Annotated in this window: 23 protein-coding genes; 8 read left to right on the forward strand and 15 right to left on the reverse strand. The window is 69.1% G+C overall.

Annotation, left to right across the window (positions count from 1 at the left end):
• Nucleotides 1–130 precede the first annotated feature (130 nt).
• From AC6EUH_RS07785 to AC6EUH_RS07800, 4 genes are read left to right on the forward strand one after another with little or no spacing between them, the layout of a single operon-like run.
• Nucleotides 131–1,177: a thiamine pyrophosphate-dependent enzyme gene (locus tag AC6EUH_RS07785; protein WP_499738285.1), complete on the forward strand. Its 1,047-nt coding sequence runs from the start codon at nucleotides 131–133 to the stop codon at nucleotides 1,175–1,177.
• Nucleotides 1,170–2,216, forward strand: a complete 1,047-nt coding sequence (locus AC6EUH_RS07790) for an alpha-ketoacid dehydrogenase subunit beta (RefSeq protein ID WP_056426243.1) — start codon at nucleotides 1,170–1,172, stop codon at nucleotides 2,214–2,216. Before AC6EUH_RS07785 ends, AC6EUH_RS07790 begins: the two co-directional genes overlap by 8 nt.
• The gene (locus AC6EUH_RS07795; RefSeq protein ID WP_056426240.1) at nucleotides 2,209–2,538 is read left to right on the forward strand and encodes a biotin/lipoyl-containing protein; all 330 of its coding nucleotides are present in this window, start codon (nucleotides 2,209–2,211) and stop codon (nucleotides 2,536–2,538) included. Before AC6EUH_RS07790 ends, AC6EUH_RS07795 begins: the two co-directional genes overlap by 8 nt.
• 4 nt (nucleotides 2,539–2,542) lie before the next feature.
• Complete coding sequence (locus AC6EUH_RS07800) at nucleotides 2,543–3,370, forward strand: alpha/beta fold hydrolase (protein WP_499738286.1); 828 nt, start codon at nucleotides 2,543–2,545, stop codon at nucleotides 3,368–3,370.
• An 84-nt stretch (nucleotides 3,371–3,454) separates the two neighbouring features.
• On the opposite strand, the gene AC6EUH_RS07805 is transcribed toward AC6EUH_RS07800, so the two are convergent.
• On the reverse strand, nucleotides 3,455–3,862 hold the full coding sequence (locus AC6EUH_RS07805; RefSeq protein WP_499738287.1) for a hypothetical protein: 408 nt from the start codon (nucleotides 3,860–3,862) through the stop codon (nucleotides 3,455–3,457).
• 392 nt (nucleotides 3,863–4,254) lie between these two features.
• Here AC6EUH_RS07805 and AC6EUH_RS07810 point away from each other — a divergent pair, with 392 nt between their 5' ends.
• Nucleotides 4,255–4,905, forward strand: coding sequence for a phosphoribosyltransferase (locus AC6EUH_RS07810; protein WP_499738288.1), 651 nt, complete (start codon nucleotides 4,255–4,257; stop codon nucleotides 4,903–4,905).
• A 126-nt stretch (nucleotides 4,906–5,031) separates the two neighbouring features.
• Here AC6EUH_RS07810 and AC6EUH_RS07815 read toward each other — a convergent pair whose 3' ends face one another.
• The 3 genes from AC6EUH_RS07815 to AC6EUH_RS07825 all read right to left on the reverse strand — a co-directional run bounded on the left by AC6EUH_RS07815 (nucleotide 5,032) and on the right by AC6EUH_RS07825 (nucleotide 8,662).
• Nucleotides 5,032–6,387: an MFS transporter gene (locus AC6EUH_RS07815; protein ID WP_056426224.1), complete on the reverse strand. Its 1,356-nt coding sequence runs from the start codon at nucleotides 6,385–6,387 to the stop codon at nucleotides 5,032–5,034.
• A 231-nt stretch (nucleotides 6,388–6,618) separates the two neighbouring features.
• Entirely contained in the window at nucleotides 6,619–8,073 is a 1,455-nt protein-coding gene (gene hpaB / locus AC6EUH_RS07820; protein WP_499738321.1) for a 4-hydroxyphenylacetate 3-monooxygenase, oxygenase component, read from the reverse strand.
• 61 nt (nucleotides 8,074–8,134) lie between these two features.
• Nucleotides 8,135–8,662, reverse strand: coding sequence for a flavin reductase family protein (locus AC6EUH_RS07825; RefSeq protein WP_200912977.1), 528 nt, complete (start codon nucleotides 8,660–8,662; stop codon nucleotides 8,135–8,137).
• A 168-nt stretch (nucleotides 8,663–8,830) separates the two neighbouring features.
• Between AC6EUH_RS07825 and AC6EUH_RS07830 the strand changes: the two genes are divergently transcribed.
• Complete coding sequence (locus AC6EUH_RS07830) at nucleotides 8,831–9,547, forward strand: IclR family transcriptional regulator (protein WP_499738289.1); 717 nt, start codon at nucleotides 8,831–8,833, stop codon at nucleotides 9,545–9,547.
• A gap of 112 nt (nucleotides 9,548–9,659) precedes the next feature.
• Here AC6EUH_RS07830 and AC6EUH_RS07835 read toward each other — a convergent pair whose 3' ends face one another.
• From AC6EUH_RS07835 to AC6EUH_RS07855, 5 genes are all read right to left on the reverse strand, one after another.
• Nucleotides 9,660–11,087, reverse strand: coding sequence for an MFS transporter (locus AC6EUH_RS07835; protein ID WP_499738290.1), 1,428 nt, complete (start codon nucleotides 11,085–11,087; stop codon nucleotides 9,660–9,662).
• A 156-nt stretch (nucleotides 11,088–11,243) separates the two neighbouring features.
• Nucleotides 11,244–14,300: an AAA family ATPase gene (locus tag AC6EUH_RS07840; protein WP_499738291.1), complete on the reverse strand. Its 3,057-nt coding sequence runs from the start codon at nucleotides 14,298–14,300 to the stop codon at nucleotides 11,244–11,246.
• Nucleotides 14,297–15,475: an exonuclease SbcCD subunit D gene (locus AC6EUH_RS07845; protein WP_499738292.1), complete on the reverse strand. Its 1,179-nt coding sequence runs from the start codon at nucleotides 15,473–15,475 to the stop codon at nucleotides 14,297–14,299. Before AC6EUH_RS07845 ends, AC6EUH_RS07840 begins: the two co-directional genes overlap by 4 nt.
• A 71-nt stretch (nucleotides 15,476–15,546) precedes the next feature.
• Complete coding sequence (locus AC6EUH_RS07850; RefSeq protein WP_499738293.1) at nucleotides 15,547–15,927, reverse strand: DUF202 domain-containing protein; 381 nt, start codon at nucleotides 15,925–15,927, stop codon at nucleotides 15,547–15,549.
• Entirely contained in the window at nucleotides 15,924–16,280 is a 357-nt protein-coding gene (locus AC6EUH_RS07855) for a YidH family protein (RefSeq protein WP_499738294.1), read from the reverse strand. Before AC6EUH_RS07855 ends, AC6EUH_RS07850 begins: the two co-directional genes overlap by 4 nt.
• 71 nt (nucleotides 16,281–16,351) lie before the next feature.
• On the opposite strand from AC6EUH_RS07855, the gene AC6EUH_RS07860 reads away from it, so the two are divergent.
• Nucleotides 16,352–17,467: an ADP-ribosylglycohydrolase family protein gene (locus tag AC6EUH_RS07860; RefSeq protein ID WP_056426206.1), complete on the forward strand. Its 1,116-nt coding sequence runs from the start codon at nucleotides 16,352–16,354 to the stop codon at nucleotides 17,465–17,467.
• A gap of 55 nt (nucleotides 17,468–17,522) precedes the next feature.
• Here the strand turns inward: AC6EUH_RS07860 and AC6EUH_RS07865 are convergent, their stop codons facing one another.
• Both AC6EUH_RS07865 and AC6EUH_RS07870 read right to left on the reverse strand, forming a co-directional pair.
• On the reverse strand, nucleotides 17,523–18,071 hold the full coding sequence (locus tag AC6EUH_RS07865) for a DUF4395 domain-containing protein (RefSeq protein WP_499738295.1): 549 nt from the start codon (nucleotides 18,069–18,071) through the stop codon (nucleotides 17,523–17,525).
• Nucleotides 18,072–18,151: 80 nt separating this feature from the next.
• Nucleotides 18,152–19,171 (reverse strand): 3'-5' exonuclease, encoded by a 1,020-nt coding sequence (locus AC6EUH_RS07870; protein WP_056426203.1) that lies wholly within the window; start codon nucleotides 19,169–19,171, stop codon nucleotides 18,152–18,154.
• A 143-nt stretch (nucleotides 19,172–19,314) separates the two neighbouring features.
• Between AC6EUH_RS07870 and AC6EUH_RS07875 the strand changes: the two genes are divergently transcribed.
• Nucleotides 19,315–20,082: a VTT domain-containing protein gene (locus AC6EUH_RS07875; RefSeq protein ID WP_056426200.1), complete on the forward strand. Its 768-nt coding sequence runs from the start codon at nucleotides 19,315–19,317 to the stop codon at nucleotides 20,080–20,082.
• Between the two features lie 197 nt (nucleotides 20,083–20,279).
• On the opposite strand, the gene rdgB is transcribed toward AC6EUH_RS07875, so the two are convergent.
• The 4 genes from rdgB to murI form a co-directional block, all read right to left on the reverse strand.
• Nucleotides 20,280–20,915 (reverse strand): RdgB/HAM1 family non-canonical purine NTP pyrophosphatase, encoded by a 636-nt coding sequence (gene rdgB / locus AC6EUH_RS07880; RefSeq protein ID WP_499738322.1) that lies wholly within the window; start codon nucleotides 20,913–20,915, stop codon nucleotides 20,280–20,282.
• Between the two features lie 80 nt (nucleotides 20,916–20,995).
• The gene (rph, locus tag AC6EUH_RS07885; RefSeq protein WP_056426197.1) at nucleotides 20,996–21,754 is read right to left on the reverse strand and encodes a ribonuclease PH; all 759 of its coding nucleotides are present in this window, start codon (nucleotides 21,752–21,754) and stop codon (nucleotides 20,996–20,998) included.
• 98 nt (nucleotides 21,755–21,852) lie between these two features.
• Nucleotides 21,853–22,650, reverse strand: coding sequence for an MBL fold metallo-hydrolase (locus tag AC6EUH_RS07890; RefSeq protein ID WP_499738296.1), 798 nt, complete (start codon nucleotides 22,648–22,650; stop codon nucleotides 21,853–21,855).
• On the reverse strand, nucleotides 22,647–23,675 hold the full coding sequence (gene murI, locus AC6EUH_RS07895) for a glutamate racemase (protein ID WP_499738297.1): 1,029 nt from the start codon (nucleotides 23,673–23,675) through the stop codon (nucleotides 22,647–22,649). The genes AC6EUH_RS07890 and murI overlap by 4 nt, the downstream gene beginning before the upstream one ends.
• Nucleotides 23,676–23,826: the final 151 nt, after the last annotated feature.

Raw genomic sequence — 23,826 nt, forward strand, 5'->3', positions numbered from 1 at the left:
CGGCGCGTCAACTGACCAGGCTGCACAAACTGCAAAGCCGGACGCCCGTCCTGCTAGCACTCTTGTGCAGTCTGGTCAGTGTTTTTCCGGCTGATTGCCCACTGCCCCGCGGGTGACTAGGGTCACAGCCATGGATACACTTCCCGTGGCTTCCGGCGTCGCCGCCGAACCGCTCACTCCCGCCCAGCTCCGCGAGCTCTATTCGCTGATGGTGGCCGTCCGCCACCTCGACACCTCGGCCATCGCCTGGCAGCGCCAGGGCATCATCCCCGGCTATGCGCCCGAGCTCGGCCAGGAGGCTGCCCAGGTGGGCAGCGGCTACGCCGTCGACACCACCCGGGACTTCGTCTTCCCCACCTACCGCGAGATGGGCGTCGCCCGCACCATGGGCGTGGACATGGTGGCGTACATGTCCACCCACAAGGCCACCTGGCACGGCGGCCTCTACGACCCGGTGGAATCCCGGCTCGCCCCGATCCAGGCCGTGGTGGCCGGCTCGGTGCTGCACGCCGTCGGCTGGGCGCACGGCCAGACGCTGGCCGGCACCCCCGACGGCAAGCTCGGCGTCGCGATGACATACTTCGGCGACGGCGCCTCCTCCCAGGGCGACGTCCACGAGGCGCTGAACTTCGCCGCTGTGATGAAGGCCCCCGTGGTGTTCTTCGTGCAGAACAACGGCTGGGCGATCTCGGTGCCCACCGAACGCCAGGTGGCCGGCGGCTCCGTCGCCGCCCGCGCCGCCGGCTACGGCATGCCGGCCCTGCAGATCGACGGCGACGACGTCGTCGCCGTCGTCGAGGCCACCCGCCGCGCCTTTGCACACGCCCGGGCCGGGAACGGCCCCGTGCTCATCGAGGCCATGACGTACCGCCGCGGCCCGCACTCGACCTCCGACGATCCGGGACGCTACCGCTCGCTCGACGAGGAGCGCGACGGCGCCGGCCTGGACCCGCTGGAACGGTTCCGGCAGCGGCTGGTCGCCGACGGCATCGCCGACGAGGCGTTCTTCGCCGAGGCCCTCGCAGCGGCCAAGGCCGAAGAGGAACAGATCCGCACCGGCATCCAGGCCCTGGGTTCCCGCCCCGGCACCGAAATGTTTGACCTGGTCTTCCAGGAAACCACCCCTGCCCTGCAGGCCCAGGCCGCCAACTGGCGCGAGGAGTCCGAACATGTCTAACTCGATTCTCGAAGGCGCTGCTGCCGCGGGCCCCGCCGCGGCAGCCACCACCGTGATGTCCATGCAGCAGGCCCTCAACCGGGCCCTCGACGAGGTGCTCGCCGAGAACCCGAAGGCCGTCATCTTCGGCGAGGACTGCGGCCGGCTCGGCGGCGTCTTCCGCATCACCGACGGCCTGCAGGCCAAGCACGGCGAGCAGCGCGTCTTCGACACCCCGCTGGCGGAATCCGGCATTCTCGGCATGTCCGTGGGCCTGGCGATGGCCGGGTTCCACCCCATCCCCGAGGTCCAGTTCGACGGCTTCGCCTACCCGGCGATCAACCAGATTGTCTGCCAGATTGCCCGGATGAACTACCGCAGCCGCGGCACGATGCCGATGCCCATCACCCTGCGCGTTCCCAGTTTCGGCGGCATCCGCGCCCCCGAACACCACGGGGAGAGCCTCGAGGCACTCTTCGCGCACGTTCCCGGGCTCAAGGTGGTCTCGCCGTCGAACCCGCACGAGGCGTACCACCTGCTCAAGTACGCCGCCACGCGGCCGGACCCGGTGATTTTCATGGAGCCGAAGTCGCGGTACTGGCAGAAGGGCGACGTCGACCTTGCGCACTGCGATGCGGACGGCGGCACCCCCACCGGTGCGAAGGTCATGCGCGAGGGCCGCCACCTCACGCTTGTCGCGTGGGGTGCCATGGTGGCGCGCTGCCTCCAGGTGGCGGAGCTCGCCGCAGAGGACGGGATCGACGTCGAGGTCCTGGACCTGCGCTGGCTCAAGCCGATCGACGCCGAGGCGCTGGCCGCGTCCGTGCGCAAGACGCGCCGCGCCGTCGTGGTCCATGAGGCGCCGCTGACGTCCGGGCTGGGCGCCGAGGTGGCACAGCTGATCACCCAGAGCTGCTTTGACACGCTCAAGGCGCCCGTGGAGCGCGTCACCGGCTTTGACGTCCCGTATCCCTCGGGGGACCTGGAAGATGAATACATCCCGAACATTGACCGGATCCTCTTCGGGATCCAGCGAGTATTGGAGTACAAACGTGGCTGAAATTTCCTTCCCGCTCCCGGACCTCGGTGAGGGCCTCATCGAGGCGACCGTGCTGGAATGGCTCGTGGCCCCCGGCGACCAGGTGGAGCGGAACCAGCCCCTCGTCGAGGTGGAGACCACCAAATCCGCCGTTGAATTGCCCAGCCCGCAGGCAGGTAAGGTTGTGCGTATCCACGGCGGGCCCGGTGACAAAATCAATGTCGGCGAGCCCCTGATTGTGTTTGAGGTGCCGGACAACACCGCCGGCATCGTGGGCACGGTCCCGAAGGAAGAGGCACCAAAGCGCCGGGTCCGCCTGAGCGCCGTACTTGATGAGGACTGACACCATGAGCGGCAGACACACCGGCGAACAGCATTCGCACACCGTCGAGGGCACCGACCCCCAGCTGTACGTCGGGGTGCATGAGCCGGAGTCCGACGCCGGGCTGCGGCCGGTCCTGCTGCTGCACGGTTTTTCCTCCTCCTCCAAGCTCAACTGGGAGGACACGGGCTGGATCAGCGCCCTGCTGGAGGCCGGCCGCCGCGTCATCACGGTGGACCTGCCCGGCCACGGCCGCAGCGGCGCCCCCGAGGACATGGACTCGTACACCCCCAGCAGGATCCGCGCGGACCTGCTGCAGATCGCGTTCGACGCCGGAGCCCGCCCCCTGCGCGACGGGGACCCTTCCAGCGGGCTGGACCTGATCGGCTACTCGCTCGGTTCCCGGCTCGCCTGGGAGTTTGGCGCCACGCAGCATGAGCTGGTGCACCGGCTGGTCCTGGGCGGCCCCAACGTCGCCGATCCGCTGGCCGACTTCGACCTCGTTGCCGCCCAGCGCTACCTGGCCGACGGCACGCCGATCGCCGACGCGTCCACCGCCGGGCTGCTGAAGATGGCGCAGATGCTGCCGAGCAACAACATCTTCTCGCTGCTTTCCCTCGTGGAGGCCATCAAGAGCGAGCCGTTCGATCCGGCCGAGGCCGTGCCGCACGTTCCGATGCTGCTCGTGGCCGGCGAGAAGGACGAGCGGGCCGCCTCCATGCCGGACCTCGCCGCGCTCGGGCTCAAAGCCGGGGCCATGGTGGAACAGCTCGTCCTGCCGGGACGGAACCACACCAACGCCATCACCAGCCGGGCCTTCAAGCAGGGGGCCGTCAGCTTCCTGGGCGTCTAGTCCCCCGGCCTCCCCGACGCAACGCGGGGTCAGGTCCCGCCCACTCCGATGGGCCGGAGCTGACCCCGCGTTGGCTCTGGTGGTCTAGTAGTCGACGCCCGGCTTTGGCTTTCCCTCCATCTGGAAGCACGCGGACGAGGACAGCACATTGAGCGCGTTCCGCTCCGGGTTGTACTCGATCGAGTGCCGGAAACCCGCCTGGCTGACGATCACGAGTTCAGGGTCTCCGTCGACGCTGGTCTTGTCCCTGACGGTCCAGCCGCTCTTGGCGGACCAGTCGGTCTTGATCTGCTCCAGCAGGGCCGCGCCGTCGGCGTCCCCGCTGAGGACTACATCCATCGTGCCCGGCCAGTAGTAGCCGCCGGTCTCGCATTCAAAGAGGGCGCGCGACGTCTCGGTCTGCTTGGTCGTCGCCACTACAGCCGGCGGGACCACCGACATCAACTCGTCCTGCTGGCTGCGGGTGGACTGTTTCGCGGTGGCAAGATCCATACCCGGGCTCCGAGGTTCGGCGGCGGGCGCGCAGGCAACCAGTGCGCCCGCCAGGCAGAGGACGGAAACGGCTGCCGGCAGCCGGGCGGGAGGCCTGGCGGTGTTCACCCGCGGCTCCCACAGATCACGCGGGCGATGCGCAACTGCGCCCGGCTCCGCGCCATAAACGGAGCGCCAAAAAGTCGCAGCCATTGATTCCCCCAAGTTATTCCCCATAGGCGGGAGCACCGGTACGTCCCGCCCATGGACATGCTACAGGCGTTACTCCATTCGCTGGATGGATAGAACTGCCCGCCGGGAGGATTGCTGGCACCGGTCTCGCGCAGCTACCCCGGCGGACGTAGGCTGGCCACAGCAGAGTGGGCGGAAACCGGAAGAGGGACGCCATGGGCATGCGCTTCACAGACCGCGGGCAGGCCGGCAGACTCCTTGCCGCCGCCCTCCCCCAGTTCCGCGGGCGCCCGGACACCGTGCTGCTGGGACTCGCACGTGGCGGTGTCCCGGTTGCCGCCGAGGCCGCCGCAGCGCTCCAGCTGCCCTGGGACGTACTTCCGGTCCGCAAGTTGGGGATTCCCGGACACGGGGAGACCGCATTCGGTGCACTGGCAACAGTGAACGGCCGGGTGGTGCGCGTGGTGAACCGGCCCTTCGTGGACGCGCTCCTGGAGTTGGGGATCCAGCAGTCGGCGCTGGATGAGGTGGTGCGGCTTGAGCAGGCGGAAGTGGAGCGCCGCGCCGGAGCGTATCCGGGGCCGCGGCTGACACTGACCGGCAAAACCGTCATCGTGGCCGACGACGGGATGGCCACCGGTTCAAGCATGCGGGCCGCCGTCGAGGCGGTGCGGGCGGCCGGCGCGGCGAGCGTCGTCGTCGCGGTTCCCGTCGCGTCGCTGGAGGCCCAGACGCCCCTGCAGCAGCTCGCCGACGCCGTCTTCAGCCTCTTCATCCCCGGCCAGTTCCGCGCCGTCGGCAGCTACTATCGCGAGTTCCGGCAGGTGCGGGACGACGACGTCGTCCGGCTGCTGGGCACCCGGCGCGCCTGAACGCCGACGCGGGGTCAGATCGCGCCTATTCCGGGCCGTCGGATGGGCGCGGAGTGACCCCGCGTTGGGTTTAACGGCAGAGGGGCGCGGACCTTGCGGCCCGCGCCCCACTGGCGTGCTTGGTGACTAGTGCCTTGCCGCTACATCAGTTGTGCCGTGGCTGACGCCGAGCGGACGGCCCTTGGTTTCTCCGGCCAGCAGTACGCCGGCCGCGGAGATGGCGCAGAGGATCATGATGTAGATACCGATGGAACCGGTCCAGCCGGTGCCCTGCAGCAGTGCCTCAGCGATCATGGCAGCAAACGCGCCGCCCAGGATGGCACCGAAGGCGTAGCCGATCGAAATGCCGGAGTAGCGCACGTTCGCCGGGAACATCTCGGCGTACATCGCGGACATCGGGCCGTAGGACAGTCCCAGGCCGATGGTCAGCACGAACAGCGCGACGCCGTAGAGCACGATGTTCTTAGTGTCGATGAGCGCAAACATCGGGATCATCCAGGCGAAGACGATGCCGTAGCCCAGCAGGAACGTCTTGACGCGGCCGATCTTGTCCGACAGCCAGCCTCCCACCAGGGTGAAGATCAGCCAGCCGAAGGATGCCAGCGTGGTGGCCAGCAGGATCTGCGCGACGGGCATCTTCAGGGACTTGGTGGCGTAGGAGATGAAGAAGGCGATCAGCAGGTAGCCGGCAGCGTTGTTGCCGATGAAGATCATCGTCGAGTAGAGGACGGCCTTCTTGTGCTTGCGGATGAGCTCGCCGAGCGGAGCCTTGCTCTGTTCCTTGCGGTCCTGCATTTCCTTGAAGACGGGGCTTTCAGCAACCGCGCGGCGGATGAGGTAGCCGACGACGATCAGCACGATGGAGAGCAGGAACGGCACACGCCAGCCCCACGCGGCGAAGTCTTCCTTGGACATGCTGGTGTTGAGGAAGTACAGCAGGCCGGTGGCGAGGATCATGCCGACCGGAACACCGATCTGCGGGTACGCGCCGAACAGGCCACGCTTGCTCATGGGAGCGTGCTCGACTGCCATCAGGGCGGCGCCGCCCCATTCGCCGCCGGCGGAGAAGCCCTGAATGACGCGGAGGAGGATCAGCAGGATCGGAGCCCATACGCCGATCTGGGCGTAGGTCGGCAGCATACCGATCAGCGCCGTGGCCGCTCCCATCATGATGAGGGTGAAGACCAGCATGGCCTTGCGGCCGAGGCGGTCACCCAGGTGGCCGGCGACGATCGCGCCGAGCGGGCGGAACAGGAAGCTGATGCCGATGAGGGCAAAGGAGAGGATCTGTGCCAGGCCAGGATTGGAGGCGTTCAGCGGCGCGAGGAACAGCGGTGACAGCAGCGTTGCCGTTAGCTGGGCGAAGATGAAGAAGTCGTACCACTCGATGGTGGTCCCGACCAGCGTGCCTGCGAGGACTTTGCGTTCCTCATGCTTGCTGCTGGGACCCGCCTCTGAGTCGACACTTGAAGTTGCGGTCATTGAAACTCCGTTGCTGGGGGCAGAAATCCTGCCCGGGGATGGGTGCGAAGTGAATAACTGAATGCCTCTGGATTTACTGATCGAACGGTCAGTTAGTATTCAGAATCATACTATGAAATGTGTGATAGGGCACACACCTTTTGGAAAAAGCTTTGCCGTGCCCAAATCGGCGGCGGCCGCGCCAGGCCGGGCGCCGGCACGTGCAGACGCGGCACGTGCCGGCGGCGCGGTTCAGTCGGCACGGTGCAGGAACTCCCTGACCCTGGCCCGGACGGGCTCCCGGTCATAGCCGTTCACCATCGCCCCGGCCATCCGGACCGGATCGCCGAAGAAGAAGTATTCGTAGAGCGACTGCCGGCCGGAGAAGCCGGAGACCGAGGCGTCAAAGGCCAGCTTGAACAGCCGGACACGCTCGGGACCAGTCAGGGACTTGCCCTGCAGGTACAGGTCAATGTCCGCCCGGGCGTCGCTGTTGACGTCCGCCTCGCCGGGAAGGGCCATAAGCCCGGAGGCGGAAAACTTCCGGATGATCTGCGGGAAGCGTTGGGCCACTTTCGGGTACCAGTTGCGGGCGGCGTTGAGTGTGGACCACTTCGGCAGCATCACGCCGGCCTCGTTGAGCTCTGCATCCGCCTCGGAGGCCCGGACCAGGGCCTTGCCGATTTCGACGTCGACAATCAGTTCGGCGATGTCCTCCTGGATGTGCTGGAACCCGTCGATGCCGATCGACTCGGCGAGTTCGGAGGCCAGGCCAAGGTAAAACTCGCTCTTGGCGATGGTCCGGGTGACCACTTGGTGCGTCATCAGGGCGCCCGCGCCGGTTTCGGAGTAGAAGCCGTTGCACAGCTGCGGGTTGCCGAGCATAAAAATGCGCTCGCTGGGAACGAAGACATCGTCGAAGACCGCGACGGCGTCCATTTCCTCGTAGCGGGAGGCCAGCGGCTCGTCGTGGGTGCTGCCGCCGTTGTACAGCGACGTGCGGCAGAGGTACCGCAGGCCCGGTGTGTCATTGGGAATGGCAAAGGCGTAAGAGTACGGGGCATCGTCCGGAGTGCCGCGGAGCACTGTTGAGGGGAAGACCAGCAGCTCGTCGGCGATCGGCGCGATGGTGGCCAGCATGCGGGCGCCACGGATGACGATGCCGTCCGCGCGCTCCTCGACAATCCGCGCCGAGAGCTGGCCGCCGAGCTGTTCGGAGCCGGAGACGGAGCGGTTGGCCTGCGGCGGGATCAAGGTATGCGTGGCGAGGACGTCGTTTTCCCGGGCCCATTCGTAGTACCTGCGGATGTTCTCGCCGAACCTGGGGTCTGCCTGGGAAAACCACTTCCGGGCCGTGCTGAGGGCGGTGAGCGAGGAGTTCATGTAGTCACCGGACCGGCCCAGGAAGCCGTTGGAGGACTCGGCCCAGGTGGAGATGGCACGGCGCCGGCGCTCAAGGTCCTCCACGCTCGTCGGCACCAGGAAGGAGGCGTTCACCAGATCCCCGGTGCTGGGCGAGGTGTAGGTCAGCGCGTCCTGGTAACGGGGGTCGTGCTGCATGTCGAAGAGCTTGGCGTAGGAGCGGGCCACGTTGCGGAACGCGGGGTGCTCCGCGATCTCCTCGCTGACCACCTCGCCGTCAATCATCACGTGGGGCCTCATGCGGTTGAGCTTGTCGAGGTACTGCTGTCCGGTGCGGATGCCCATGGTTGCTTCTCCAGTCGTCATTGAGCTGAGTCGTCGGGCCGGGGCCCGGTGTTGCGGAGTGTCAGAGCAGGTCTTCCATGCCCAGTTGGCTTTCCGGGATGGTGGTGAACGCGCTGTTGGCGTAGGCCAGCGCGTCGCCGTTGCGGTAGTTGAAGTCCGCGACCTCGCCGATGTAGAGGGTGTGGTCGCCGCCGTCGTACGCCGCCCAGGGCTTGCATTCAAAGTAGGCGAGCACATTGGAGAGCCGCGGAGCCGTTTCGCCTTCCACCCAGAGCGGCTCGGGGCCGGGGCGCCCGGCGAAGTGCAGCGCGAGCTGCCGCTGTTCCGCGCCCAGGATGTTGACGGCGAACGGCCGGCCGGCCAGTTCGTCGTGCGCCTTCGCGGTCCGGGCGATGCAGACGAGCACCAGGGGCGGATCCATGGATACCGAAGTGAAGGAATTGACGGTGATGCCGTGACGCTTGGTGACGCCGTCGAAGGTCACGATCGCGACCCCGGTGGCGAACCGCCCCAGGCTGCCGCGGAATTGGTGGGCACGCGCGGCGGGCATGCGGCCCGGGGGCCCGGCGCCGGGCGTGGCAATCATCATTGATCCCTTGCGGCTGGTGATGGCTGTTGCTGGGATGCACTGCACAGGCATGTGTTCTATAATCGAACAGATGATTCTTATATAGAACGCTAGCGCACCGTGCGGCGGAGCACAAGGGCCGCCCGGGTGCATCCCGGATTCACCACCGCCCGCCCTTAGGATGGACCAATGACCCCGACCGCCGGCAGCGCGCAGGCTTCCCCGTCCCAGACGTTGTCGCGCGGCATCCGCGCCCTGGAGATTCTGGCCGACGCCCAGCACCCGCTCACCATCGCCGAACTCGCCGACGCGATGGGCGTGCACCGCTCAGTCGCCTACCGCATCCTCCGCACCCTCGAAGACCACTCACTGCTGGTGCGCGACGACGGCGGCCGGGTCCAGCCCGGACCGGGCCTTGCCGTCCTGGCCCGGGGAGTGTCGCGGAACCTGCAGACGGCGGCCCTTCCGGAGCTCACCCAGCTCGCCAACACGCTGACCATGAGTGCCTTTGTTGCCGTCTGGGACCACGAGGAGTGCGTCACCCTGGTGACCGTGGATCCGCGGCACACCGGGGCCACGGTGGTCCAGCATCCCGGTTCCCGGCATCCGATCAGCGCCGGCGCCCCCGGCATCGCGATCCAGTCGGCCATGTCGGAGCAGGAATGGACCGCCGCCGCCCCGGGCATCCCCTACCGGGCCGAAGCCGCCGAGGCCCGCCTCCGCGGTTATGCGGCCAGCCACGACGAGGTCATCTCCGGCGTTTCCTCGCTGGCGGTACCGATCCGGGTTCCGGGCGGGCGGCCGGCGGCTCTCGCCGTCGTCTACATCCGGGCCGCACAGGATCCCCGGGAAGTCGCAGCGGCCCTCGCCGCGGCCGCCGACCGCATCGAGAGCCAGCTGGGCTGACATCCGAGGTACATTCCGCCGTCGCCCGTTCCTCTCGGTTGCCCTATCACTTATTGTCCTTCCGGGCCGGTTTAGGGCCAGGAAGTGATAGCGCAACGGGGGTGGTTGGGGCTTAGGCGGCAGCCGCCGCTGACTTCTTCCGTTGCCGGAGTACGACGGCGGCTGCCGCGCCCAGGAGGAACAGCGCCGCCGCGGCGCACACCGGCACCAGGAAGGCCGCAGAGTAACCCTGGTGCTGCGCCAGCTGCCCCGCGATGGAGGAGCCGATCGCGGTGCCGGCGACGATGCCGCTGGCCAGCGCTGTCATGACAGTGCCGAGTTTTCCGGCCGGGGCCACCAGTCCGCCGATCGCGAAGACCGTGACCATCAGCGGGCCCACGGGCAGTCCCAGGACCAGGAGCACGAGGATCATGGGCAGGGCGGTCGAGGGGAGCAACAGGAGCAGCGCAAGGCCGGCCATCAGCGCCGCGCAGGCCAGCCAGCGGGCGTTCACCGTGAACCGCTGGGGCCAATACGCCACGGACAGGGCCGCCGCGGCGGAGCTCAGGCCCATCACTGCGTAGAGCAGGCCCGCGAGCTCGGACGTGGCGAAGGTCGCGGAGAAGGAACTCAGCGCGGTCTGGGTGGAGCCGAAGAACGTGCCCATGCAGACCATGGCCAGCACCGGAAGTCCGACGGCGGCAAAGGCACCGGCGCGCTGCCCGGCCGTCAGGGACGCCCGGAGCTGCTTCTTCTGCGCCGCGCCGGCCGCCGTCGGGGCCGGCGTCCGGACCACGGCGTTATGCGTGGCGTGCACGGCGAAAGCCGGGACCAGGGTGATGGTCAACGCCGCGGCCAGTGCGAGCGGCAGCCACGGGGCGATGAGGCTGGCGAGGATGCCCACCAGGGCCGGGCCCAGGACGAACGTCAGCTCGTCGGCTGTGCTTTCGTAGGACAGGGCCGTGTCCAGGTCCGCGGTGTTCGCGTCGCGTCCCCCGCGGGAGGTCAGCGCCATCCAGCGGACCCGGGCCAGGGAGCCTACCTGCGGGCAGCTTGCGCCGGCCACGAAGGCGGCGGCCAGGACGGGGGCGGCTGCCGCGAGGTCCTGCCCGCCGGGGATCAGGTAAGCAGCCAGGATCAGCGCGATGACGGCGACGGTGTTGAAAACAGCGGTGAACAGCAGCACCGGGCGCTGGCCCAGCCGGTCCGCCAGCGCGCCGAACACGGGGGCGCCGAGTGCGGAGCCGATGCCCACGGCTCCGGCCACCACGCCGCCCACTGCGTAGGATCCGGTAACGGCCGTGGCGAGGGTGAGTGCTCCGACTGTGAGCATCGCGAGCGGGAGCCGGGCGAAGAGCCCGATCGGGATGAAACTTCTGCCGGCCAGCAGCGGCAAACGGGAGAACCGACCGCCGGTGCGCGGCGCCGGCGGTGTGGCGCCGGTATCCGGTGTCGGCAGCGTGGCTGGCCCGGGAACAGGGGCAGCGGTGTCAGGGACGAGGTGCGTAGGGGAAGCGGGCGCGGACGAATCGGGCGCCTGGGAAGTCGTTGAGAGAGTCATGATTCCGGGTTCGTTCAATGGTGCGCATCGTCCCTCCTCCCGATGCGCGCGACCCGGTAACTCACCAATTATACCCGGAACTGAAGCAGAAGGCGCGGGCCCGGCCGCCACGGTTGCCCGGCCCGGCAGCTGCAGCAACCGGGCCCGGGAGGCGTGTCAGGCCGGCGTGTCGTCGGAGATGTGCAGTGTGGACCCGTTCCTTCCCTTGACCACCTGGAGCTGGGTGCTGATGCGCTGTTTCATTTCACCCACGTGGCTCACCAGACCCACCACCCGTCCGCCGTCCCGGAGCCCCTCGAGGGCGTCCATGACCTGCTCGAGGGCTTGTTCGTCCAGGCTGCCGAAGCCCTCGTCCACGAACAGTGTCTCGATGTCCACTCCGCCCGATTCCTGCTGCACCACGTCCGCCAGTCCGAGCGCCAGGGCCAGCGAGGCCATAAAGGACTCACCGCCGGACAACGTTGCCGTGTCGCGCCGCTGGCCGGTCCACTGGTCCACCACTTCCAGGCCGAGGCCGGATTTCGCGCCGCGGGCCGCCCTGGCGTCCGTGTGCTGCAGGATGTAGCGGCCGTCGCTCATCCCGATCAGGCGTTCCGAGGCGGCGACGGCCACCTGTTCCAGCCGCGCGGCGAGCACGTAGCTATTCAGGCTCATGCGGTAGTTGTTGTCGCCTGCGCCGCGGGCGGCGTCGGCGACCGCTGCCAGCAGGTGCGCCCGTTCGCGCGGTTCGCGCCCGTCCTCCGCGAGCTTGGCAAAGTTCGCGGCAATGGTGCCCAGGGTCCGCACCGACTTTTCCGCGAGGCCTGCCGCCAGTGCGGCGTCCCGGGCCGCGCGATCCGCTGCGGCCGCGTCAGCGCGGAGCTGTTCCACCAGCTCCGCGTCGAGGGGACCCTCCGTTTCCAGCTCGTGTGCCGCCAGGACGAGTTCCTCGCTGGCGAAGAGTTCCCCGATCCGGGCCGCTTCGTCCTGTCCGGCGCGGACGGCGGCCTCCAGCGCCGCGGCGTCCCGGGCAGAGAGCAGGACGGCCCGGGCAGCGTCGGGTGATTCGAAGCCGGTGCCCGGAAGCGCCAGCTCCAGCTGCTGCCGGGTCTCGGCGGCGAGGGCTGCGGCCTGTTCCAGCTGCGTCCCCGCCGCGTCGGCGCGTTCCAGCACGGCAGCGGTGCCGTCCAGCGCGGTGATGCGGCGGGCCAGGACCGGGTGGCCCGCCCGGAGATTGTCCAGGGCCACGTCGAGGGAATCGGCCTGCTCCCGGACCTCTGCGAGCGTGGATTCGGTTTGGGTGATGTTTGATGCCGCGTCCACCAAGGCCCGCTCGGCGTCGGCGATCTCCTCGTCCAGTTCGGTGTGCCGCGCGCGGTTGACGGCAAGATCCGCCGCCGCGCGGCGGGCTTCGGCCGCGCGCTCAGCGGCGAGGGTGGCTTCCCGGGCCGCGTCGTCGGGGGCGGTGTCGCCGCCCTGGGCGGCCAATACGGCGACCACCTGCTGGGCATCGGAGAGTTCACGTTCGAGCGCCGCAAGGGCGGCCTCCGCGGCCTCGCAGGCGAGCTGCGCGGATTGTTCGGCCTCGGCCACGTCCAGGGCGGACGCGGCGGCCGGGGCGGGGACGGGATGCTCGGGGCTGCCGCAGACCGGGCACGGGACGCCGGCCTGCAGCTGGGAAGCGAGTTCGGCCGCGGCATTGGCCAGCCGTTCCTCGCGGAGGTCAAGCCAGCGCTGGCGCCGGTCCTGGCACTCCTCCCGGGCCCTGCCATGGCGTTCGGCGACGGCTCCGCAGTCCTTTCCTGCCTCGGCGTAGCGCCGGACCAGGACCAGCAGTTCCTCCGCGGCGGCGGCCTCCTTCGTCCGCAGCTGCAGCTCCGCGGCGAGTTCTTCGAGAGGCCGCAGTCCGGCGACCAGGTCCGCTGCTTCCTGGCGCAGGACCAGCAGTGCGGCATTCCGGGAGGTCCGTTCGTCTTCCAGCCGGGTCAGGCCCAGGCGAAGCTGCGCGCTGCGGCTCCGCAGGCCGGCGAGCCTGGCCTCATCGGGCAGCCGCTCCTCGAGCACCGCGCGCAGGGAGCGCAGCTCCCCCAACGCGGACCGCAGTGCTTCACCGGACCACTGGCCCGCTCCGCCGTCCGCGGTCCGGTCACCCAGCGCGGCAAGTTCGGGGTCGGTGAGCGCAGCCGTGCGCAGCTCGTCGACGGCGGCGGCCATAGTGGCCGCGGCCGCTTCCTCCGCCGCCCGGGCACTGTCGGCAGCCTGCAGTTGTCCGCCGAGGACTTCGGCCTTGCGGTGCAGGCCCAGCTGTTCGATCTTGGCCGCGACGGCGGGCGCGGCGGCTTGAGCGTCGGAGCGCCGGTGTTCGGCCGCGGCGAGCCTGGCCTGGCGGGCAGCACGCGCTGCTGCGGCGTCCCGTGCGGCCACCTGGTCGGCGCGCAGCCCCTCTGCCTCCACCGCGGCCGCACGCCGCCGCTCCGCGGCAGTGGTGGCAGCGGCCCCCAGCCACGTGAGGAAGGTGTCCGGCTCGGCCCGGTCCGGGGCATCGGCCGAGTCGAGTCCAAGTGTGGCTGTTTCGGCTTCCGCCTGGGCGAGCAGGAGCTCAAGCTGGCCGTTGAGGCTGGCGACCTCGGCGCGGGCAGCCTGCGCCTTCCGGCCGAGTTCCTGCTCCACGGCTTCGAAGCGCCGGGTGCCGAAGAGGCTCTGCAGCAGCTCGAGGCGGTCGGCGGCCTTGGAACGCAAAAAGGCCGCAAAATCGCCCTGCGGCAGCATGACGACGCGGGTGAACTGCTCCCGGTTCATGCCGAGCACGTCCGCGATTTCGGCGCCGGCTTCGTCGTTGCGGCCGGATTTTTCGGTCCATTCGCCGTTGACGCGTTCGCGCAGCACGGTGTTGGCCTGCTGCACGGTGAAACCGTTTTTCCCCCGGGCGCTGGGTTTGTCCCAGGCGGGCGAGCGGGAAACTTCGAAGTGCCGCCCGCGCGCCGAGAACTCGCACGTGACCCGGGGTTCCGCGGCAGCCTCGGCGTGGTCGCTGCGCAGCCGTTTTCCGTCCTGCCGCGCCCCGGGCACCGAGCCGTAAAGCGCGAAGCAGATGGCGTCCAGCACGCTGGTCTTGCCCGCTCCGGTGGCGCCGTTCAGCAGGAACAGCCCGTGCGCGCTCAGCCGGTCGAAGTCGATATGTTCGGTCGCGGCGAAGGGTCCGAAGGCGGAGATCTCGAGACGGTGGATCCTCACAGGGATACCCCTTCCAGGCGCACGGCTTCCAGGGCTTCGGCAAGGACAGCTGCCTCGACGTCGTCGGCTGCCCGGCCGCGGACGTGCTCCAGGAAGCCGCAGCAGACGGACAGGTCGTCCCCGGCCTCGGCCAGCCTGCTGCTGTAGCTGGTTGTGGCGGCGACGCCGGCACCTTCCGGATCGAAACCCAGCACGAGAGTGTCGGGGAACCGCGAGCGCAGCCGTTCCATGGCCCGGGCCGGGCGCTGCGCGTCGGTCAGGGTGATCTGGCAATAGGCGGTCTCGGCCCACACGAATTCCTCGGCGGAGAGCAGGTCCTCCAGTTTGCCGCGCAGCACGGCCAGGGTCCGGGGCGCTTCCCACAGCACTTCACGGACCGCGCCGATGCCGTCCGCGTCGACGTCCACGAGCCAGCTGCCCTTTTTGTGCTGCGCTTCAGAGAAGGAGTACGCGAGCGGCGAACCCGAATAGCGGACCGAGGGCGAGAGTTCCTGCCGTCCGTGCAGGTGGCCCAGCGCCGTGTACCCGAAGCCGTCGAAGAGATCCAGCGGGACAGCGCCGACGCCGCCAATGCTGAGGTCCCGTTCGCTGTCCGAACTGATCCCGCCGCTGGCGAAGGTGTGCGCCAGGACCACGGAATGCACGGTCCGGGCGGCGGAACGGACCCGCAGGTCCTCCCGGATCCGCGCGGTGGCGGCGCGGGTCACTTCGAAGTGGCTGGCCGTTTCGACGCCGAGCTGTTCGGCCACGAGGCGTGGTTCCAGCCAGGGGATGCCGTAGATGGCGAGCACCGGCCCGGCGTCGGGATCGGCGGCGTCGAGCGGGTGGAGCACGGGCTGGTCCAGCTCGGTGAGCCGCGTGCGCAGGTGCACTCCCCCGCGCTCCAGCAGCCGGGAGGCGAAGCCGAGCCGGATGGCCGAGTCGTGGTTGCCGCTGGTCAACACCACCTGCGCGCCGGCGCCGGTCAGGCCCACCAGCGCGTCGTCCAGCAGCCGGACGACGTCGACCCCCGGCAGGGCGCGGTCGTAGACGTCGCCGGCGATCAGGACCACGTCAACGGACTCGTCCCTGACGAAGGAGACCAGCTGGTCGACGAACGCGCGCTGGGCGTCAAGCATCCCGACGCCATGGAACGACCGGCCCAAATGCCAGTCCGAGGTGTGCAATAACCGCATGTTCCTACGGTATCGGCTGCCACCGACAGGAATGAGCCACCGCTCCGGAAGAACCCTCGGTGGACCCTGGCTCAGCGTCCCAGCGCAATGGCGGCGACGGCGCTGGCGCCCAGCACAATGATGCCGGCGGCGGCCCAGCGCATCAGGGAGGCCGGCGGGGCGTAGGAGGAATGCCGGAGTTCCCGCACCCGGGCCAGGACGCAGAGGCCCAGCACCGCGGTGGCGACCATTGCCGCCAGGGCACAAACCCCCAGATAGTCCGTGGTCGCGGCCCCCGCCCACCGGACATAGTCAGGGTCCGGGTCTGCAGCGGTGACGGGCTGCGTGGCTGCGATCGCCCAGCTGCGCCAGATCAGCAGGTCGGCCGCGAGGAGGGCCAGAATCGTCCGGCCCCATGACAGCTCGGTCCGTTCCGGCTGCAGCCCGGTGTCCCGCACGGCCCCGGCGCTCACCGCGCCACCACGAGCAGCACGGCCAGGATAAAGGCTGCGGCGGCGACACCGACGGTCATCACCAGCATCACGCCGGAAAACGGCAGCTCGCGGTTGTTGCGCATGGCCTCTTCCATCTGCCCCCAGCGCCGGTAGGCCACTATGGCGAGCACCGCGCCGATGACCGCCAGGGCAACACACATGGCCACCCGCAGCGGGGCGGGAGCGATGTCCGGGAACAATTGGTCGATGCCAAGGGCCCCCACGATCAGGGCCAGCGATGTCCGGATCCAGGCCAGGAACGTCGTTTCGTTGGCGAGCGAGAACCTGTAGTCGGGGGTGGATCCGGTTTTCCGCCATGCTGGTACACGCATTGCTCGCCTGCTGTCCCGGTGTTGACTTGTGGCACCCGCTCCGACATGGGGCCGGGGTAAAATTCTAAGTCATGAGCAACGAGCCCGTCATCACCCCCGCGCTGCGGTCAGCACCCTCCCGCGAATCCCGGATCCACGGCTGCCTGCTGGGCGGCGCCCTGGGTGATTCGCTGGGGTACGCCGTCGAATTCGACGACATTGCCACGATCCGTGCGACGTACGGACCGGACGGTCTGCGGGACTTTTCAGCGCTCGACGGCGGCAGCCACTTTTCCGACGACACGCAGCTTACGCTCTACACGGTCGACGGGCTGCTGGAGGCGCTGGAGTGGGCCAACTCGGGCGTGGCCGCGGACACCAACGCGTGCCTGTGGCTCGCGTACCTGCGCTGGCTCGCGACCCAGGGTGTCCCGGTTCCGGACGCGGCGCCGTTCCAGCCGCCCCGCTGGATCGATTCCCATGACGTCCTCAAGCACCGACGCGCTCCGGGCAACGCGTGCCTGAGCGGACTGGCCACGGGAGAGATGGGAACCTTCTACCGCCCCGTCAATCCGGACTCCAAGGGCTGCGGCACCGTCATGCGGTCGGCCCCCTTCGGCCTGGTCCCGTACATCCCCGCCGAAGCCGTCTACAAGCTCAGCGCGGATGCGGCCTCCCTGACCCACGGGCATCCCGCGGCCCGGCAGAGCTCCGGCATTTTCAGTCTCATCATCCATGCCCTGGCCGGCGGCCAGGACCTGCGCGAAGCGGCGGACTCCGCGATCGGGGAACTGGGCGCGGGCCACCTGCGCAAGGGTGAAGAGCCCGACGCCGATCTGCTGGCGCGGCTCGAATCGGCCCTGCGGCTGGGCGCCGCGGGAGAACTGCTGGGCCCCGAGGAACTGGTGCGGGAACTCGGCGAGGGCTGGGTGGCGGAGGAGGCACTCGCCGTCGCGCTTTACGCCGTACTGGCCACGGCGCCGGAGCCGGCGACGGCTGACGGACACCCGGAGGCCCACTTCCGCGCGGCTCTCTCCGTCGCCGTTAACCACAGCGGGGACAGCGACTCCACCGCATCGATTGCCGGCAACATCCTGGGCACGTTCTACGGCGAGGCCTGCCTGCCGGCGGAGTGGCTCGAGGTGCTGGAGGCTCCCGAGGTCATCCGGGGCATGGCCGCGCAGCTGGCAGCCGTCACGGGCGCCTGACCCGGCACACGTCTCTGGCGGGTGCCGGGCCGCTGCTGCTGTTATTCCAGGCGCCCTAGGCGCGGCGGAGCGAGATGTTGTTGCAGGCCTCGCACACGTCCTCGCGGATCAGGCCGCGGCGCTGCAGGAAGCCGAAGATGGCGCAGCCCAGGCAGAAGCCCGCGAACGCTTCGAGGGAGGCGGCCACAATCAGGACCGCGAGCAGGATCCACGCCGCCGGCGCCAGTCCCGCAGCCAGCAGGACCGAGGCGGTTGTGGACATCGCCGCGCCAATGCCCTGCGCGAAGCGCTTCGGCGGTCCCGGGACCAGCCGGGACTTCCCCAGGCGCGGCGCCAGGACCTTGACGGACAGCAGGGCGAGCGGGGAGATCCGCGGGCCGAACAGAACCCGCAGCCAGAACCCGGCGGCAATCGCGGCCAGGCCCCAGCCGAAGCCCGTCACCAGCGTCACCGCGGACAGCAGCACCACCAGTCCGGCGGTGATGCGGGCGGCGTACTCATTGACCGGGTTCGGAAACGCGAAGACCGTCCGCCAGTCGATTCCGCTCGTCCGGGCAGATGCGGGGGCCGGAGTCCCGGAGGGTGCCGAGGTCAGTCTGCTCATCGTCCAAGGCTAGGAGCAGGCCGCGCCCGGGCGGAATGTTTGTTGCGCCGTATGACCCCTCACGTGGCTCAGCGGCTTGTTCAGGCGATCGCGGCGGAGGGGATGTGGCCGCCCACCATCTGCAGGAATTCCCCCTCGGAGAGGACCTCGATCCGCCGGCCGCGCTCATGCAGCTCCAGCACGCGCCGGGCTTTGCCGGTGAGGCGGCCGGAACGCAGGTCGGCGGCCACGAACCCGTCGCCCACCACCAGGACGGTGGTGCGGGCCGTAACCCGGCTCTCCGGCCTGGCGCCGAACTCGGCGGAACGGATCTTCGCCTCGGGCCGCGGTATGGCGAGTTCGCCGGTAAACACCACGGTCTGGCCGAACAGCGGGTGTCCGGGATCGGCGAAGGCGTTCGGCAGCGGGTTGGCGCCTTCCTCGGGCCAGCCCGGCTGGTAGGCCCGGACCGGGGCGACGGCACCCGCTCCCCCGGCGAGTGCTTCCAGCGCTGACTGGCTGGCCTTGGAGAGCGGATCGAGCAGCGGGTCGAACGCCGGCTGGCGGGACACGGCCAGGCCCAGGGACAGGTGAAGCTCCGCGATGCTGCCGGCACCATTGCGCGCAGCGATGTCGATCAGGATCCCGGCGCACGCCCGCGCGTCCTCGGCGGCGTCGTGGTGGTTGACCAGCGGGACCCCGGCTTCCTCGGCCGCATACGGCAAGGAATTGGACACCAGCGAATAGCAGCGGCGGGACAGCATCACCGTGCAGACGTAGTCGTAAGCGGGTCCGGCGAGGCCGGAGACCTCGAGGGCGGAGCGGATCACGCCGAGGTCGAAGGCGGCGTTGTGAGCGGCCAGGATGTCCTCGCCGATGAAGGCGCCGATCTCCGGGAACAGCTCACCGAAGCGGGGCAGCCCGGCCACCTGCTCTGGCCGGATGCCGTGGATCCGGACGTTGTGGTGGTCGAAGCGGTCATGGTTTTCCGGCGGCCGCATGAGCCAGGACGCTTCCTCGACCACAACGCCGCCGCGCACTTTCGTGAGCCCCACAGCGCAGGGTGATCCCCGGAAGCCGTTCGCGGTCTCAAAGTCGATCGCCGTAAAGTCCAAACCCACGCTCCAACTTTACCGTCGGATTCCGGCCGGCCCGGGCCGCACCGCGCCGCGGCCTGCGGCGGACCGCGGGAACCAGCCGGAAGCGCATGCGGAAACGCCCGGCGGCGGCCGTCAAGTACCCTTAACAAGTGAACCTTCTAGCTTTGAGTGACTTTGCCGTGTCCACGATCGGCGGCGCAGGACCGGTCCAGCCGCAGCTGGCCTCCTTCCTGCCCGACTGGCTGAACCCCCAAGTCTTCCTGGCCGACCCCGCCCTGGCGCCGTGGGTCGTCCTGCTGGTCTGCGGCATCATCTTCGCCGAAACCGGCCTGTTGGTGGGCTTCTTCCTCCCGGGCGATTCGATGCTCTTCACGGCCGGGCTGCTGGTGGCCACCGGGACCATCAAGGTCAACATCTGGGGTTTCGTGGCGCTGATCATCGCCGCGGCGATCATCGGCAACCAGATGGGGTACCTGATCGGGTCCAAGGCCGGCCCGGCCATCTTCAACAAGCCCAACTCCAGGCTCTTCAAGCGCGAAAACGTCGACAGCGCCCACGCGTTCTTCGAGAAGCACGGCGGAAAGGCACTGATCCTGGCCCGTTTCGTGCCGATCATCCGGACCTTTGTGCCGGTCATTGTGGGCGTCGCCCAGATGGACAAGCGCAAGTTCTTCTTCTTCAACGTCGTCGGCGCCGTGCTGTGGGGCGGCGGCGTGACCCTCCTCGGCTACCTCCTGGGCGACACGTTCCCGTGGGTCCGGGAAAACCTGGACATCATCTTCATCGTGATCGTCCTGGTCTCCGTGATCCCGATCGGCATAGAGGTTGGCCGCGGCTTCATCGCCAAGCGCCAGGCCGAGAAGTACGGCACGGACCTCGTTGAGGAATTCATTGAGGAGCACGAGCCGGAAGAGGAACGCAAGACGCCGTAACTCCAGCTCCGGACGAGCTGGCCGGACTAACAGGCTAAAAGGAAGGCGCCCCACGATGTGGGGCGCCTTCCTTGCTTATCTCTCCGTTGTCGGACAAGGCGGCTGCGGTCCGGGGGCACTTTGACACGGATACGCCGCGGAAGCCGGGCCTAAGAGCCGGAATCGTGCCCAAAGGCGCCCCTGGACGGCGGCAGCAGCTACCGCCCGGACAACGCCTCCACGATGGCCGGGAGCAGAGCCCGGAAAGCGTGCCCCCGGTGGCTGATGGCGTTCTTCTCCTCGGGGCTCAGTTCGGCGCAGCTGCGGTCCAGTCCGCTGGGCTGCAGCACGGGGTCGTAGCCGAAGCCCCCGGTACCGCGGGGTTCGCGCAGCAGGGTCCCCTCGAGCTGCCCGTACTCCACCACTTCCCGGCCCTCCTCAGGGGCGGAACCTGTGCCTAGGCCGGGCACGGCCAGCGCCGCGGCACAGACGAACGCGGCGCCCCGGAACTCATCCGGCACGTCGGCCAGCTGGTCCAGCAGCAGCTGCAGGTTGGCGGCGTCGTCCCCGTGCCGGCCGGCCCAGCGGGCCGAGAAGATCCCGGGCGCCCCGCCCAGCACGTCGACGGCGAGCCCGGAGTCGTCGGCGATCGCCACGAGCCCGGTGGACTGCGCCACCGCGCGCGCCTTGAGCAGCGAGTTCTCGGCGAAAGTCACCCCGGTCTCGGCGACGTCGGGGGCCCCGACGGCGCCGGCGTCCACCACCTGCGTGTCGACGTCGAGGCCCGGCACCTGCCCGCGCAACAGTTCACGGAGTTCCCGGAGCTTGCCCTGGTTGTGCGTCGCGAGAACCAGCCTCGGACTTTTGTTGTGCTGTCCAGCGTCCTGCTGGGCTGCATCCTGCTTGTCTGCGCTCTGCTCCGCTGCGCCCTCTGTCACGGTGCTTCCGCCAGGGTCTCGCGCTGGATGGCGGCGAGCTGCTCGGTGCCCATGAGGGCGAGGTCCAGAAGCTTGTTGAGTTCATCACGGTCGAAGGGGGCGCCTTCGGCGGTGCCCTGGACCTCGACGAACTTGCCGGACCCGGTGACCACAACGTTCATGTCGGTTTCGGCGCGGACATCCTCGACGTACGGCAGGTCCAGCATGGGGACGCCGTCGATGATGCCCACGGAGACGGCGGCGATCGTGTCGGTCAGGGGCTGGGCGTTGCGGGCGAGCATCTTGTTCTCGCGGGCGAAGCGGATGGCCTCGGCGAGCGCCACGTAGGCGCCCGTGATGGCGGCGGTGCGGGTCCCGCCGTCGGCCTGCAGGACGTCACAGTCCAGCACAATGGTGATCTCGCCCAGGGCCTTGGTGTCGATGATGGAACGCAGGGACCGGCCGATCAGCCGGGAGATCTCGTGGGTGCGGCCGCCGATCTTGCCCTTGACGGATTCGCGGTCGGAGCGGGTGTTGGTGGCGCGCGGCAGCATGGCGTATTCGGCCGTGACCCAGCCTCGGCCTTCGCCCTTGAGCCAGCGCGGCACACCTTCAGTGAGGGACGCCGTGCACAGCACCCGGGTGTTGCCGAACTCGATCAGGGCCGATCCCTCGGCCTGCTTGGACCAGCCGCGGGTGATGCTGATCGGGCGGAGCTGATCGGGCGTGCGGCCGTCTGCGCGGATGATGGGGGCGGTAAGGGCATCGGAAGTCATGCCCTTAGCTTATCGACCCCGGCAGGGACCTCCGCGCGGTCCGCGTTTCGGTCAGAGGGTGTGCCGAGCGCGGGTCAGAGCCTGAGGCAGGGCGTTCCTCAGACCGTGTAATGCACGCCTGCCACGGCCACAGCCACGTGCTGGCCGAAGACTCCCTTGGCTTCCGCCATGACGGTGGTCGGGGACGTCCACACGGGGATGTGTGTCAGCAGCAGGCGCCGGGCACCGGCGGCGACGGCGGCCTCCCCCGCCCGCTTCCCGGTCAGGTGCACGTCCTTGATGCCGTCGTCGCGGCCCTCCTCGAAAGCCGCCTCGCAGAGGAACAGATCGGCGTCGCGGGCCGCGTCTTCCAGCCCGCTGCACGAGTCGGTGTCCCCCGAATAGCTGAGCACCCGGGTGACAAGGGTGCCGTCCTTGTCCGGTTCGGTGACCTCCACGCGCAGTGCGTAGGCCTCCTCCACCGGGTGGTTGACGGTGTACGGGGTGACCGTGAAGGGGCCCATGGTCACCGGCTTGCGCTCGGACCAGTTGCTGAAGTCGAATTCCTCGTGCATCCCGGGGTCCAGTTCCAGGCCGTAGGCCGTGGCCATCCGGTCGGCGGTGGCGGCGGGCCCCCACACCGGAATCCTGCCCCGTCCCCAGCCGCCCGGCTTCCAGCGCACGGCAACGTGGAGCCCGCACAGGTCCATGCAGTGGTCCGGATGCAGGTGGGTGAGGAAGATCGCGTCAATGTCCTCGAGATCCGTGTAGCGCTGAATGGCGCCGAGCGCCCCGCTGCCGAGGTCCAGGACGATCTTCCAGTCCCGTTCGCCGTCGTTGGCGGTCAGCAGGTAGCACGACGCCGGCGAGCCCGGACCCGGAAACGATCCGGTACAGCCCACGATGGTCAGCTTCACAGCAGATTTCCCCCGCCCGCGGATCCGCCGACGAAGTTGGAGATCCGGGGACGACCCGCACCGGCCTGGGCGGCGGCGATCATTTCCGGCGTGATCCTGGCGAGGCTGCCCGTGGGGTACTGGGCCGCGACGTGGTCCACGTGGCGGACGCTGAGGACCTCGGGTCCGAGGAAGCGGCGGGCGAGGTGCTCGAACTGTGCCGCGTCCCCCGTGGCGATGAAGTTGTGCGACGGCTCCGTCGCGTCGGTCCGTTCCAGGCCGCGGGACGCCAGGGCCCGGTAGACGTCCTTGGCCGTTTCCTCGGCGCTGGAGACGAGGGTGACGTCCTCCCCCATGACATAGGAGATGACGCCGGTGAGGAGCGGATAGTGGGTGCAGCCCAGCACCACGGTATCCACACCGGCGGCCTTGAGCGGTTCCAGGTACTCGCGGGCGACGGCGAGCAACTCCGGGCCTGTGGTGATGCCGGCCTCGACGTAGGGCACGAACGCCGGGCAGGCCACCGAGGTGATGTGCAGGTCCGGGGCGGCGGCGAACGTGTCCTCGTAGGCGCGGGAGCCGACGGTGGCGGAGGTCCCGATGACACCGACGCGGCCGGTGCGGGTGGCGGCGACGGCGCGGCGCACGGCCGGCTGGATCACTTCGATGACGGGGATCCCGTAGCGGGCGGTGTAGCGTTCGCGGGCGTCGCGCAGCACGGCGGCGGACGCGGAGTTGCACGCGATGGTCAGCAGCTTCACGCCGGAATCGACCAGTTCGTCCATGACGCCCAGGGCGTTGGCCCGGACCTCGGCGATGGGGAGCGGTCCGTAGGGTCCGTGGGCGGTGTCGCCGACATAGAGGATGGATTCGTTGGGCAGCTGGTCGATGATGGACCGGGCGACGGTGAGTCCGCCGACGCCGGAATCAAACACACCGATGGGACGCGACCCCATCTGGCTGGCGGTCTGGCTGCTGGCGGTGTTGCTCGCTGGGGAGTCCGCAACAGCTGCCGCTGCCGGATCCATGCTCGATGCTGAAGTCATGATTATTCGAGGATAGGGCTTAGCCATGGGCGCGGCCATTACATTGTGTTCTCGGACTCATGTCGGATCGGTCACATGCCGCGGCAGGCTCGGCCGCCCGCCGGGACCGGGCGCCGCTACCCCGCCGCAGTTAAGCTGCCAGTTCAGCGGC

This window comes from Arthrobacter sp. 001422645, assembly GCF_059816125.1.

Coding starts and splice junctions, on each gene's coding strand:
- murI (WP_499738297.1), bottom strand. CDS start 23,675: ATGACTTCAGCATCGAGCATGGATCCGGCAGCGGCAGCTGTTGCGGAC.
- AC6EUH_RS07815 (WP_056426224.1), bottom strand. CDS start 6,387: ATGACCGCAACTTCAAGTGTCGACTCAGAGGCGGGTCCCAGCAGCAAG.
- AC6EUH_RS07785 (WP_499738285.1), top strand. CDS start 131: ATGGATACACTTCCCGTGGCTTCCGGCGTCGCCGCCGAACCGCTCACT.
- rph (WP_056426197.1), bottom strand. CDS start 21,754: ATGACTTCCGATGCCCTTACCGCCCCCATCATCCGCGCAGACGGCCGC.
- AC6EUH_RS07825 (WP_200912977.1), bottom strand. CDS start 8,662: ATGATGATTGCCACGCCCGGCGCCGGGCCCCCGGGCCGCATGCCCGCC.
- AC6EUH_RS07800 (WP_499738286.1), top strand. CDS start 2,543: ATGAGCGGCAGACACACCGGCGAACAGCATTCGCACACCGTCGAGGGC.
- AC6EUH_RS07790 (WP_056426243.1), top strand. CDS start 1,170: ATGTCTAACTCGATTCTCGAAGGCGCTGCTGCCGCGGGCCCCGCCGCG.
- AC6EUH_RS07835 (WP_499738290.1), bottom strand. CDS start 11,087: ATGACTCTCTCAACGACTTCCCAGGCGCCCGATTCGTCCGCGCCCGCT.
- AC6EUH_RS07810 (WP_499738288.1), top strand. CDS start 4,255: ATGCGCTTCACAGACCGCGGGCAGGCCGGCAGACTCCTTGCCGCCGCC.
- hpaB (WP_499738321.1), bottom strand. CDS start 8,073: ATGGGCATCCGCACCGGACAGCAGTACCTCGACAAGCTCAACCGCATG.
- AC6EUH_RS07845 (WP_499738292.1), bottom strand. CDS start 15,475: ATGCGGTTATTGCACACCTCGGACTGGCATTTGGGCCGGTCGTTCCAT.
- AC6EUH_RS07830 (WP_499738289.1), top strand. CDS start 8,831: ATGACCCCGACCGCCGGCAGCGCGCAGGCTTCCCCGTCCCAGACGTTG.
- AC6EUH_RS07860 (WP_056426206.1), top strand. CDS start 16,352: ATGAGCAACGAGCCCGTCATCACCCCCGCGCTGCGGTCAGCACCCTCC.
- AC6EUH_RS07805 (WP_499738287.1), bottom strand. CDS start 3,862: ATGGATCTTGCCACCGCGAAACAGTCCACCCGCAGCCAGCAGGACGAG.
- AC6EUH_RS07855 (WP_499738294.1), bottom strand. CDS start 16,280: ATGCGTGTACCAGCATGGCGGAAAACCGGATCCACCCCCGACTACAGG.
- AC6EUH_RS07865 (WP_499738295.1), bottom strand. CDS start 18,071: ATGAGCAGACTGACCTCGGCACCCTCCGGGACTCCGGCCCCCGCATCT.